We start from the raw sequence: 11,915 nt of genomic DNA on the forward strand, positions 1-11,915 counted from the left end.
TATAGGAATTCCATTTTCTAAACTCATTTTCCTGCTCTAAAAAAACATCGCCCGTATGAACTGAGCGATGTGCGGTAAAACCTTATTGAATCAGCCGGGTAATCTGTTTTTTCTTCCATACAAACCGGTAATATCCGTATTGCAGCAGCAGGCTGACGACAAAAGCCGCCGGATAACCGACCCAAATGCCGAGAATGCCGAGATTCGTATAATGAGAAAGAATAAAGGCCACAGGCACTTCAATTCCCCAAATCGCAAAAATGCTGATAATCGTCGGCCATAACACCGTACCGCTCGCCCGCATTGTTGCTGAAACGATCTGAGCGTGACCGAAAATCAAATAGCTCCAAAGGGTAATCATAATCAGATTGCGGGCAATGTGGAGTGTATCCTGATCTGTTAAAAACAAAGCCAGTATCTGCCGGGAGAAGGTGTAAATCAGCAGGATCAACACCCCGCCGATCAAATAATTCAGGCCGATGCCGACTTTGATGACCTGTTTCAGCCGGCCGAATTGATTGGCGCCAATGGATTGGGCGGCAAAAATTGAAACGGCGATACCGAGGCTTACCGCCGGCATCTGCACATAACTCGCCACTTGGTTGACGACCCCGTAAGCAGCCGTCGCGTTTGATCCGTAATGATTGACAAATGAAATGACCGCAATTTCAGAAAGTGACACGAGAATCATATTGATGCTCGACGGAATACCGAGACGGAGTAAAAGCGCGAGCAGCTTTTTGTCCATTTTAAGAGAACGGAGCGCAGTCCGGTCAAATGCCAATGGATGTTTTCTTTTCCGTAAATAAACCATGAGTACGATAAATGTCACGATGTTTGAAATCACGGTTGCATACGCCGAACCGTAAATGCCGAACTTCGGAAGTCCGAAAAGCCCGAGAATCAATAAGGGCAAGAGCCCGATGTTTATGACTGTACTGACGATTAACGTATAAAACGGGGTCTTTGAATCTCCCGTTCCGCGTAAAAATGTCGTATACGCAAAATATAAAAACATCAGCGGCATTGCGCAAAACAAAATGCGCGCATATCGGACACTGACATCTATTACGTTTTCCGGCGTTCCCATCAGCCGCAGAATATCAAGCGTAAACACACTGCCGACAACTGCCAGAACAACACCGAGCATAAAGGTAAAAGTCAGTGTAGTGCCGACAATCGCCTTCATCCTCTCTTCGTTTTTCGCGCCGTAAGCCTGCCCGATCAGAATGGAACTTCCCGAACCGATTCCGATCGTAAAGGAGATCAGCAGAAAAAACAGCGGAAAAAAAGACGATACAGCGGCAAGCGCATCAACTCCGAGCCACCTTCCGACAAATACCATTCCGACCAATTGGCCGACAGATTGCAATACATTGCTTAAAAGCAGCGGCACTAAAAACAGTGACATCGATCGCCAGACAGACTGGCCGCGGCCTTCCGCTGTTTCTAAATGATCTTGTACTTCCATATGTAGGACTCCTTTTTTGATTTTCTTCCATTTTATTATTCAGCAGACAGCTTGTAAAAACCTTTTGTTCAATGAAACTCTTTATCTTTTTCTCACGTCTTACATGGAAATAAACCATAAAAATAAAAAGTCCGGAAAATATTTCTGAAAAGGTATTGTAATCTTACCGTAATTATTGTAACATTTGTAACATAAGAGAAAGAGATTGATTGAAGGAGAGATTATATCATGAAAAAATGGCTATTATTCCTCACTACTATTACATTGATTCTGTCATTGGGCACTGCGGCGACCGCAAAAAATGCACCTAATGACCTTACACAAAAACAAGCGCTTCAGCTGGCCCTGTCAGCGAGAGAACATTTCTGGAACACGATGAGCGGCGGTGCGCTTAAATCAAACGCAAATTGCACTTCTGAACCGTTTGAATATCAAAATCTGCAATATGTATTTATGTGCAAAGACCTCGGAACAAAAGCAAAAGCCGTAAAATATCTGACACCCGCTTTTACAAAGCAAGCGATTGACAAAGGGCTCAAAGATTACCACTTCACTGTAAAAGACGGCAAATTGGCTGTTCCGGTCGGCGACGGAGATAACCTCCTGAATTGGAAAAAAGCAAAAATGACTCTTCTTTCTAAAAAAGGAAGCGTCCAAACATACCGCTTCACTGTACCGACTCTTGACGGTTCTCCGTCAGCAAAACGCGATGTAACATTCGTAAAAGAAAACAACGTTTGGAAAGTCAATCAATTTGATGCTGTCATATAAGAAAAAGCCCGCTTACTTACAGCGGGCTTTTTTCACATCATTTCCACCAGGTTCTCACAAAATATTCAAAACAGAAACCCCCTTGTATAACAAGGGGGTTTCTGTTTTGCCGACATTATTAATCCGTGTCTATCTTATACAAAAAACGCTCTAGGAGAGATTCGAACTCCCGACCTGCAGTTTAGGAAACTGCTGCACTATCCGCTGTGCTACTAGAGCCTGCTTCTATTATAGTAACGCTGGCGGCCGTTTTTTTCAAGTCTACAGCCCTCCGAACACCTTATAGGCGGCTCTCGTTGTATCTTCATCTATTCCGATATAACGCATTGTAATAGACGGAGAAGAATGATTCAAAATCCTCTGCAGTTCAGCAATGTCTTTTGTCCTCTGATAAAAATGATACCCGAACGTCTTTCTAAGCGTATGCGTCCCGATTTCCTCCAACCCGCAAGCGGCAGCCGCTTCCTTTAATATTCTGTATGCCTGAATCCGGGATATGGGCTTATTCGTCCGTTTTGATTTAAACAAATAGTCATCCTCTTTCATGTCTTTTGTATAAGCGTATATGTCGGCCTTTAAAGACTCCAGTATCAGAATTTTTCTTTTCTTTCTCGTTTTGCTTTCGGTTGCCCACACATGGTCTTTGTTCCTTACATCCCTCACGCGAAGCGGCAGAACATCTGAAATCCGCAGTGCGCTGTTCATGCCGAAAATAAATAAAAAATAATCACGATCACTTTTTTTCATTAAATACTGTTTGACTTCCTGGATCTTCTCCAAACTTCGGATCGGCTGTACGATATGCATCAAAAAACCCCTTATAATTGGTAAAGTAACATATTGAGCATTATGTTACTATTATAACCGAAACCCGTTGAATGATAAAGGATAAAGGGTCTTATGTAACATAATATACATAGTGTTACATAAGGTGAATCAGATAAGCAGTTTCAACGAATTCCTCAAAAACATCATTTTCAGCCCGTTGACAAGCTTTTAAACAAATAGATACTCAAGGTATTAAAAAATGAAAACGGCGGCCTTAAAACGAAATCTGAGCATCCGTTTTTTTGTGAGCAACCGAAAAAAATGCAAAAAAAGACACAATATGAAATTGTGTCCTAATCTTCATCTTTTACATCAATGTCCTCAGGAAGCGGCTCATTTAAAAACTCTTGAATCATTTCCTTATATTTTTCCAGCTGCTCGAGATGTGTTTGAAATTGTTCCTTGTTGATTAAATATTGCTGTCCGTCATGGACGGCTCTTATTTTATTCGTCAAAACAAGATTGTGCACATATTCTTCAGGAAGACTGGTAAACTCAGCTGTCTCTTTGATCGTTAAATACATGGCTCACGTTCCTTTCATATGTCATGTGAGTGAATTCTGTTTTGTTTATTGTAGCTTATTTTTTGTCTTTATGCTTGTTTCACAGCTTTTTCAGTCCGGTTTCCCATTTAGCCTATTTGCGACTGATTACATTCACACAGAAACCCCAACTTTTTGACACCGGACTATTCCGTTTGTCACTTGTGAAAACAGCACATTTTACTTACTCTATAATTGTAAGCGGAAAACAAAGGAGGCAGACTATGAAAAAGAAAAAGTTTATGAATCTCTGTTTTATCGTTCTGCTCAGTACTTTGCTCGCGGCCGGAAGCATCCCTTATCACGCTCAGGCTAAGAAACACCCGTTTTCCTATGACGACTACAAACAGGTAGATGTCGGCAAAGACGGCATGGTTGCCACCGCCCATCCTCTCGCTTCACAAATCGGTGCCGACGTGCTGAAAAAAGGCGGCAATGCAATTGACGCCGCGGTTGCCATTCAATTCGCATTAAACGTAACTGAACCTATGATGTCAGGAATCGGCGGCGGCGGATTTATGATGGTTTATGATGCGAAGACGAAAGACACCACCATTATCGACAGCAGGGAACGCGCACCGGCAGGCGCAACACCGGATATGTTCCTTGACGAAAACGGCAAAGCCATTCCTTTCTCCGAACGCGTTACGAAAGGGACTGCAGTCGGTGTTCCGGGAACATTAAAAGGACTTGAAAAAGCGCTAGACAAATGGGGCACACGCTCCATGAAACAACTCATCACCCCTTCCATTAAACTTGCCTCAAAAGGCTTTCCGATCGATTCGGTTTTAGCTGATGCCATCTCAGATTATAAAGACAAATTATCACACACTGCTGCAAAAGACGTGTTTCTTCCGAACGGAGAACCTCTGAAAGAAGGAGACACACTCATCCAAAAAGACTTAGCCAAAACATTTACAGCTATTAAGTACAAAGGCACAAAAGCATTCTATGACGGTGCATTCTCCAAAAAGCTTGCAGAAACAGTGCAGGAATTCGGCGGCTCAATGACAGAAAAAGACATTAAAAACTTCAATGTGACGATTGACGAACCGATCTGGGGAGATTACCAGGGCTATCATATCGCAACTGCTCCTCCTCCAAGCTCGGGCGGTGTTTTCCTGTTGCAAATGCTGAACCTCCTGGATGATTTTAAGCTTTCTCAATATGATATCCGTTCTTGGCAAAAATATCAGCTTCTCGCAGAAACGATGCATTTGGCTTATGCTGACCGCGCCGCATTTGCCGGGGACCCAGAATTCGTCAACGTCCCTCTCAAAGGTCTCTTGAATCCAGATTATATCAATGCCCGCAGACAGCTGATAGATATTGATAAAGTCAATAAAAAACCGAAAGCCGGCGATCCTTGGGCCTATCAGGAAGGTTCTGCAAACTATAAACAAGTGGAGCAGCCGACTGACAAACAGGAAGGTCAAACGACTCACTTCACGGTAACCGACCGCTTCGGCAATGTCGTATCTTATACGACAACAATTGAACAGCTGTTCGGTTCCGGCATTATGGTTCCCGGATACGGCGTTGTGCTGAATAATGAGTTAACAGACTTCGATGCGGTGCCTGGCGGCGCAAATGAAGTGCAGCCGAATAAACGTCCGCTCAGCAGCATGACTCCGACTATTTTATTCAAAAATAACGAACCTGTCCTGACTGTCGGCTCCCCCGGCGGAGCAACGATTATTTCTTCCGTCCTGCAAACGATCCTGAACAAAGTTGAGTACGGCATGGATCTGAAAGCGGCAGTCGAAGAGCCGAGAATTTACACAAACAGCATGACATCCTATCGATATGAAAAAGGAGTGCCGGAAGAAGCCCGCACAAAACTGAACGAAATGGGGCATAAATTCGGCAGCAGCCCGGTTGATATCGGTAATGTGCAAAGCATCCTGATCGACCGTGAAAACGGCACCTTCACCGGAGTTGCCGACTCAAGCCGAAACGGAGCCGCAATCGGCGTAAACTTGAAAAATTATAAAAAATAACAAGACAAAAAGCCTCGTTTCTCAAGCTGAGAAATGAGGCTTTTGTTTATTCTGCACTGTATTCAGATGAGGTTTTTTCAGACGTTAATGATGCAAGCGAAAGCACGCCGCACATCGCGATGACAACACCCGCTGATCCGATCCATGTCACTGACGCAAGAGACAGATGAGTGACAACAATGCCCCCGATGCCCGCCCCGGCTGCCATAGCCAGCTGCATCACAGACTGGTTGAGGCCAAGTAATACACCCGATGATTCAGGCTCCATCGTTGCCAAATGATACTGCTGAGCAGGCCCAGATGACCAGGCGGCGAAGGACCAAAAAATAAGCACTGCCGCCGCTCCGAAAGCAGAATGTGTGACAAACGGCAATAACATGAGCATGATAGCATGAAGCGCCATTCCGCCGGTTAATGTCATACGCGCCCCCCATTTGTCTGCGCTGAAACCGCCTGCTTTAGAACCGGCAAGACTTGCAACACCGAAAATAAGCAGCAATGTACTCAGTATTCCGCTGCCGATATGAGTGACGTTCAGTAAATACGGAGAAAGGTACGTATACGCAACCGAATAGCCTCCGAGCCAAAAAAACGTAATGGCCAGCCCGACAGCCACCTTTCGTTTCTTCAAAAGAGAAAATTGCTGAATGAGCGGCACCGGTTTATCTCCTTTTATCTCAGGCAGCGCGAAACGTATAATAAGCATGGCAATGATTCCGATTGCCGCAATTCCGGCGAAAACCACCTTCCAGCCGAAAGCTTCAGACACGGTTCTTCCGATCGGAACACCGATAATGAGCGCCGCCGTAAACCCCATAATGACGGTTGCGAGAGAACTTGCCTGTTTTCCCGGGGGAGCGATTTTTGCTGCGATCGTAAGCGCGGTGACCACCACAGTTCCTGCTCCAAGCGCCATGATCACCCGTGCTCCCGCAAATAAGCCGAATCCCTGCACAAGGAAAGAAATGATATTCCCGATAACAAACAGCCCCAGAGCATAGATCATGAGCTTCCTTCTGTCCAGTTTTGCTGTAAGGGCCATCATGACAGGCGTTCCGATTGCATAAACAAGTGAAAAAATCGTAATCAGCTGCCCTGCCGCTGCCACAGTAACTCCCAAGGAACCTGCAATTTTATCAAGCATCCCAGATATCACATATTCAGACGTCCCCACTAAAAAACTGATAATTGCCAAAATGTAAATCTTCCAGGTATTTTGCACCTGACACACTCCTTCATTGATGATTTATATAAAGATATATTGTGATATATCGATATAAAGAGTTGAACAAACAGAAACAAATCGCAATATGTCGATGTGTAGTCGGAAAAAGAAACTGAATCCCTCTTCTAAAGGATTCAGCCCTACATTTCGCGCTGAAAATAATCGGCCATCGCCTTTATCGCTTCTTCATCTCTTTTATAATAGGTGTATTTGCCAATCCGTTTTGTTTGGATAAGGCCCGCCCGCTGAAGAATGGAAAGATATTGAGACGCCGTTGACTGTGTCATCTGAAGCTTATCGGTGATCTGGCTGACACATACTCCGATCTCATTCATATCAATGCCATCATGCGGGGCGAAGTGACGGTCCGGCTCTTTCAGCCATTGTAAAATCTCAAGCCGTGACTCATTAGACAACGCTTTAAAAACATCAATAGGTTTCATACGCTTTATTATATCGTGATTTTACGATATGTCAATGTTGTTTTTCTTCAATCTCTATTTTTTGTTTTGCCTCTCTTATGATCCGGGACATAAAATCACTCACATTCTCTTCAAATGTGTCTTCCCGCCCGTATTGCCGTACATGTACAGATTGATGGCGGCACTCTTGATCCCCCACAACCGCAATATACGGTATTTTTTTCATTTGTGCTTCTCTGATTTTATAGCCGAGTTTTTCATCGCGCTGATCGAGCTCAGCCCGGATACCCGCTTTCTTCTGAGAAAAACCAGAACGAAAAAAATTGGCGTACACAGCTGTCCTGTTTTCTCATCTTCCGTTCGGTAATGCTTTTAATCCATTCAGCAGTTCTTCAAACGCCGATGTCAAAAATAAATCACTCCGGTAGATGAATGATATATTCATATCCCGAAAATGTTCAGGGAGCTCATGAAGAAAAAGATTTTTCCTGTTTTGAAAATAACGGACGGCTGATGCAGGCAGAAAGGAAACCCCCATCCCCGCCTGCACCGCCCCAATAATGGCTTCCAACGTACCGAATTCAATGATTTTATGTGCGGGCACTGCCTCTTCTTTCAGTATGTTTTTTATTTTGCGGCGGTGCGAACAGCCCGCGGCAAAATACAGAATCGGATCTCGCAACAAGTCTTGCAAACTGCCTTCCCGCTTATTTGAGACCAAGACCAATTCTTCTTGAAATACAGCGACTTGCTCAAGATCTTCGTATTCGACCGGTCCATAAACAAAAGCGCCGTCCAGCTCATAGTGTAAGACGCGCTGCACTAAGGTATGTGTATCACCGGTTGACAGAGACAGCTGTACTTTCGCGTAACGGCTGCAATACTCCGTGAAAAATTGAGGGAGATGGACGGCTGCCGCCGTTTCAAGAGAACCGATTCGAAGCGGGCCGTTCGGATCGCCTGCCTCTTGCGCCGTTTTTTGCGCCTCATGCAGCAATTGAAGGATTCTGTCTGCGTCTTTCAATAAGTTTTCACCTGCGGGCGTCAGCGTCATCCCCCGATTTGTGCGGTAAAAAAGCTGTGTTTGTAATAGCCGTTCCAGCTGCTGAATCCGGTTTGTCACATTTGATTGAACATAATGCAGGCTTTCTGCCGCCTTTGAAATACTTCCTTTGCGGGCGACAGCCTGAAAAATCTTTAAGTCTCCGCTTTCCATGTAAGGACACCTTCTTGCTATGATTTTTATTGATAGCCGGCTATCAATTTTCATTTATTTACTGCAGCTGATACAGCCTGTAAAATCTTTCTCATCAATTATAAAGGAGAGAAGAATGATGAATGCTCTTATCATACACGAAAATGGCTTTGATTTCAGGCAGGCACCTGACAAACGGCCGGGAAACGGCGAAGTAAAAATAAAGCTGAAAACAGCGGGATTAAACCATCGCGATTTGTTTTTAATGAAAGACCACGAAACCGGAAACCATGAATTTACTCTCGGTTCAGACGGCGCGGGAATCGTAACCGAAATAGGACATGGCGTCCGGTCTCATTTACTGCATGCAGAAGTCATCATCAACCCGGTGCTGAATTGGAAGACTGTTGAGGACGTACCAGCCGTCCCTGATATTTTAGGAGGTCCGAGCGACGGAACATTTTCACCTTATGTCATTGTTCCTGCGGAAAATGCCGTTTTAAAACCGGAACACCTGACTTGGGAGGAAGCGGGCGTGCTGCCGTTATCAGCATTAACCGCTTATCGCGCCTTATTTACAAAAGGACAATTAAAAAAAGGCGAACACCTTATCCTTCCGGGCATCGGAAGCGGCGTGGCAACTTACGCCTTATTAATGGCAAAAGCTATCGGAGCGACAGTCAGCGTCACTTCCCGCAGCGAAAACAAAAAACAAACCGCACTGTCATACGGTGCAGACCGGGCGATTGACAGCTACGGTGACTGGAATGAGGCGCTGAATGGCGAAAAAGCAGATATCATACTTGACGGTGTAGGCCCCGCCTTGTTTCAACACTATCTTGACATTATGAAACCGAATGGCCGGATCGTAACATTTGGCGCCAGTTCAGGCGATCAGCTCGGATTTCCTATTCGCTCGCTGTTTTTTCCGCAGATTCATATTCTCGGTACATCAATGGGAAGCAATGAGGAATTCGCGGATATGCTGGAATTGGTAAACCGCTGCGGCATCCGTCCCATTATCGACCGCATGTACCCTCTCAGTGAAGCAGCTGCCGCTTTTAACAGAATGCGGGAAGGACGGCAGTTCGGCAATATCGGCTTTCGTATAGATGTCTAAAAAAGAGGAGCGGACCCGTCCGTTTCCTTATTTGTTTATGAGTTTTTCCGCTCTGACATACTCTTGATAGGCTTCTTTCAAATAAACAAAAAAGTGTTTACCCCCGGCTTTTAAAACTTTTCGATGATAGAGCCACACGACGGGTAAAGTGCCCGTCAATAAAATAAAGCGGGAAAACACAGCACACGTATTGGTGATCTTTAAGCGGCGCCGGCCGAACTTGTGCAGTGCTTCCGCTTGAAATTCAATATGTTTTTCTTCATCAATTAAAATCTGCCCGCAAATTGATCGCAGACACACAGAGCCCGTCACGTTTTTTAAGGCGTCATAATAAACGGCGGCGATGATTTCCGCCGTCAGCAGCACCGTGATCGATTGCTCAAGGCTTGCAAATCGTCTCAGTCTGCGGAAGACTTGATCAACCCAATGCTTTTTCAGCTTTGGGATATTGTGCCGGTTCATGAATATTTCCAATTCACCCGCATGCCTTTGTTCTTCCTGAATAAATAAAATCAGCGCTTCCAGATAACTTTTGTCAGCACAATCCTTTAAGAAACGTTTTGCAGCAGCTATCAAAAACAGACCTTCTGAACTTTCGCCGATTTGAAACTGCTGAACTGAAGAACAAATAACGCGGCGCTCAGTTTCAGAAAGCTGATCATATTTACAGTTCAGTTCCTTGACTGCTGATTGATTTCTACGAAAATAATCTCTCCACCCTGTAAAACAAAATTCCATTTGTTATCCTCCATTCGCATCACGTTACCCTTATATGACCAATACAGGAAGAAGGAGGTTTCATTTCAATACGAAAAACCGGCTGATCCCAGCCGGTTTTATAAATAAACCCCTTTATTTACGGTAAAACAGTGCTCCCCATTAAATAACTGTCGACTTCGCGCGCTGCTTCCCGGCCTTCATTAATCGCCCATACAATCAGGCTTTGGCCCCTTCTCGCATCCCCTGCGGCGAAAACACCGTCAACATTCGTTTTATAATCCCCATATGCCGCCTGAATTTTATGATTTGCCGAATCGACACCGAACTGTTTCAATAATGGCTGTTCCGTCCCTTCAAAACCGATGGCGATGAACACCAGCTGAGCAGGCCATACTTTTTCTGTACCGGGCAGTTCATGAAATTCATACTTTCCGAATTCGTTTCTGACTTTTTCCATTTGAATGGTGTGAATCTCTTGTAAGCGGCCCTGCTTATCGGCCACCATTTTTGTTGTCTGAATTGAATATTCTCTCGGGTCTTTGCCGAACTTTGCCTGCGCTTCTTCATAGGCGTATTCAAGGGTAAAGACGTGCGGCTGTTCAGGCCACATATTGTCGTTCGTGCGCGTTTGAGGAAGTTTAGGATGTTTCCCGAACTGATGCACGCTGCGCGCTTTTTGACGCAGCGCGGTTGCCACGCAATCAGCTCCTGTGTCTCCTCCGCCGATTACGATGACGTCTTTCCCTTTAGCGTCTATAAATTGTTTGTCTTTGAAGTTGGAATCTAAATAGCTTTTCGTCGCCAGTGTTAAATAGTCCATCGCATAATGGACGCCTTTTGCTTCCCGGCCTTCAATCAGCAGATTGCGCTGCTTTTGGGCGCCTGTGCACAAAATGACGGCATCAAATTGTTCTTTCAGCTCATCTGCTGTTATGTCAACGCCGATTTCGGTATTTGTCACAAAATCTATACCTTCCTGCGTCAAAAGCTTTATACGGCGTTCGACGACATTTTTCTCAAGCTTCATGCTCGGAATGCCGTACATCAGCAGGCCGCCGGCTCTGTCGGCACGCTCATAGACTGTTACGGAATGACCGGCTTGATTCAGCTGATCAGCGCTTGCCAAACCTGCCGGGCCTGAACCGACGACAGCGACTTTTTTACCTGTGCGTTTCGCTGGAATTCTCGGCTGAATCCATCCGTTTTCAAACCCTTTGTCAATGATCGTCCGCTCGATGTTTTTAATTGAAACAGCCGGATCTGAAATGGCCAGCGTACAAGATCCTTCACAAGGAGCGGGACAGACCCGCCCTGTGAATTCAGGAAAGTTATTCGTTTTCAGAAGGCGCTCCAAGGCTTCTTTCCAGCGCCCCCGATAGACGAGGTCATTCCACTCCGGTATCAGATTATAAATCGGGCAGCCGGAGGTAAAACCGTTGATATCAGCGCCGATTTGGCAAAACGGTGTGCCGCAATCCATACACCGCGCCCCCTGCCGCTTTGACGCTTCATCTGAAAATGGAGCCGAATACTCTTTCCAATCCTTTAAGCGAGTGAGAGGGTCCCGCTCAGCCGGTTTTTCTCGTTTTTCTTCCATGAATCCAGTTGGTTTCCCCATGTT

11 protein-coding genes, 1 tRNA gene and 1 pseudogene are annotated in these 11,915 nt (G+C 45.2%); 3 read left to right on the forward strand and 10 right to left on the reverse strand.

What is annotated here, in order from left to right:
- Positions 1-82: 82 nt before the first annotated feature.
- Positions 83-1,471 carry an MATE family efflux transporter gene (locus U2H13_RS09790; RefSeq protein WP_014418076.1) on the reverse strand — a complete coding sequence of 463 codons (1,389 nt, stop codon included), beginning with the start codon at positions 1,469-1,471 and terminating at the stop codon, positions 83-85.
- A gap of 228 nt (positions 1,472-1,699) precedes the next feature.
- On the opposite strand from U2H13_RS09790, the gene U2H13_RS09795 reads away from it, so the two are divergent.
- Positions 1,700-2,242 carry an IseA DL-endopeptidase inhibitor family protein gene (locus tag U2H13_RS09795; RefSeq protein ID WP_014418077.1) on the forward strand — a complete coding sequence of 181 codons (543 nt, stop codon included), beginning with the start codon at positions 1,700-1,702 and terminating at the stop codon, positions 2,240-2,242.
- Between the two features lie 146 nt (positions 2,243-2,388).
- Here U2H13_RS09795 and U2H13_RS09800 read toward each other — a convergent pair.
- The 3 genes from U2H13_RS09800 to U2H13_RS09810 all read right to left on the reverse strand — a co-directional run bounded on the left by U2H13_RS09800 (position 2,389) and on the right by U2H13_RS09810 (position 3,594).
- Positions 2,389-2,461, reverse strand: a tRNA-Arg gene (locus U2H13_RS09800).
- 42 nt (positions 2,462-2,503) lie between these two features.
- Complete coding sequence (locus tag U2H13_RS09805; RefSeq protein ID WP_003153850.1) at positions 2,504-3,049, reverse strand: site-specific integrase; 546 nt, start codon at positions 3,047-3,049, stop codon at positions 2,504-2,506.
- 314 nt (positions 3,050-3,363) lie between these two features.
- Positions 3,364-3,594, reverse strand: a complete 231-nt coding sequence (locus U2H13_RS09810) for an excisionase family DNA-binding protein (RefSeq protein ID WP_003153848.1) — start codon at positions 3,592-3,594, stop codon at positions 3,364-3,366.
- Positions 3,595-3,836: 242 nt separating this feature from the next.
- Between U2H13_RS09810 and ggt the strand changes: the two genes are divergently transcribed.
- Positions 3,837-5,612 (forward strand): gamma-glutamyltransferase, encoded by a 1,776-nt coding sequence (gene ggt / locus U2H13_RS09815; protein WP_280145150.1) that lies wholly within the window; start codon positions 3,837-3,839, stop codon positions 5,610-5,612.
- Between the two features lie 46 nt (positions 5,613-5,658).
- Here ggt and U2H13_RS09820 read toward each other — a convergent pair whose 3' ends face one another.
- The 4 genes and pseudogenes from U2H13_RS09820 to U2H13_RS09835 form a co-directional block, all read right to left on the reverse strand.
- A complete protein-coding gene (locus tag U2H13_RS09820) occupies positions 5,659-6,834 on the reverse strand; it encodes an MFS transporter (protein WP_007407356.1) in 1,176 nt (391 codons plus the stop codon).
- 143 nt (positions 6,835-6,977) lie between these two features.
- Entirely contained in the window at positions 6,978-7,280 is a 303-nt protein-coding gene (locus tag U2H13_RS09825; RefSeq protein ID WP_007407355.1) for a helix-turn-helix transcriptional regulator, read from the reverse strand.
- 31 nt (positions 7,281-7,311) lie between these two features.
- Positions 7,312-7,557 (reverse strand): annotated as a pseudogene (locus tag U2H13_RS09830) (His/Gly/Thr/Pro-type tRNA ligase C-terminal domain-containing protein); the annotation flags it as partial.
- 51 nt (positions 7,558-7,608) lie between these two features.
- Complete coding sequence (locus U2H13_RS09835) at positions 7,609-8,475, reverse strand: LysR family transcriptional regulator (RefSeq protein WP_376700441.1); 867 nt, start codon at positions 8,473-8,475, stop codon at positions 7,609-7,611.
- Positions 8,476-8,593: 118 nt separating this feature from the next.
- On the opposite strand from U2H13_RS09835, the gene U2H13_RS09840 reads away from it, so the two are divergent.
- On the forward strand, positions 8,594-9,574 hold the full coding sequence (locus U2H13_RS09840; RefSeq protein ID WP_110124189.1) for a zinc-binding dehydrogenase: 981 nt from the start codon (positions 8,594-8,596) through the stop codon (positions 9,572-9,574).
- A gap of 27 nt (positions 9,575-9,601) precedes the next feature.
- Here the strand turns inward: U2H13_RS09840 and U2H13_RS09845 are convergent, their stop codons facing one another.
- Complete coding sequence (locus U2H13_RS09845) at positions 9,602-10,312, reverse strand: hypothetical protein (RefSeq protein WP_376700442.1); 711 nt, start codon at positions 10,310-10,312, stop codon at positions 9,602-9,604.
- A gap of 118 nt (positions 10,313-10,430) precedes the next feature.
- Positions 10,431-11,912: a glutamate synthase small subunit gene (gltD, locus tag U2H13_RS09850; protein ID WP_003153838.1), complete on the reverse strand. Its 1,482-nt coding sequence runs from the start codon at positions 11,910-11,912 to the stop codon at positions 10,431-10,433.
- Between the last annotated feature and the right edge of the window lie 3 nt (positions 11,913-11,915).

Source organism: Bacillus sp. A1, from assembly GCF_042296235.1.
In the GTDB taxonomy this organism is placed as follows: Bacteria; Bacillota; Bacilli; order Bacillales; family Bacillaceae; genus Bacillus; species Bacillus velezensis.

Bases quoted from the DNA above. Each gene is read 5' to 3' on its own strand.
- U2H13_RS09845 (WP_376700442.1), bottom strand. From the start codon at position 10,312: ATGGAATTTTGTTTTACAGGGTGGAGAGATTATTTTCGTAGAAATCAA.
- U2H13_RS09790 (WP_014418076.1), bottom strand. From the start codon at position 1,471: ATGGAAGTACAAGATCATTTAGAAACAGCGGAAGGCCGCGGCCAGTCT.
- U2H13_RS09835 (WP_376700441.1), bottom strand. From the start codon at position 8,475: ATGGAAAGCGGAGACTTAAAGATTTTTCAGGCTGTCGCCCGCAAAGGA.
- U2H13_RS09805 (WP_003153850.1), bottom strand. From the start codon at position 3,049: ATGCATATCGTACAGCCGATCCGAAGTTTGGAGAAGATCCAGGAAGTC.
- gltD (WP_003153838.1), bottom strand. From the start codon at position 11,912: ATGGGGAAACCAACTGGATTCATGGAAGAAAAACGAGAAAAACCGGCT.
- U2H13_RS09810 (WP_003153848.1), bottom strand. From the start codon at position 3,594: ATGTATTTAACGATCAAAGAGACAGCTGAGTTTACCAGTCTTCCTGAA.
- ggt (WP_280145150.1), top strand. From the start codon at position 3,837: ATGAAAAAGAAAAAGTTTATGAATCTCTGTTTTATCGTTCTGCTCAGT.
- U2H13_RS09795 (WP_014418077.1), top strand. From the start codon at position 1,700: ATGAAAAAATGGCTATTATTCCTCACTACTATTACATTGATTCTGTCA.
- U2H13_RS09825 (WP_007407355.1), bottom strand. From the start codon at position 7,280: ATGAAACCTATTGATGTTTTTAAAGCGTTGTCTAATGAGTCACGGCTT.
- U2H13_RS09840 (WP_110124189.1), top strand. From the start codon at position 8,594: ATGAATGCTCTTATCATACACGAAAATGGCTTTGATTTCAGGCAGGCA.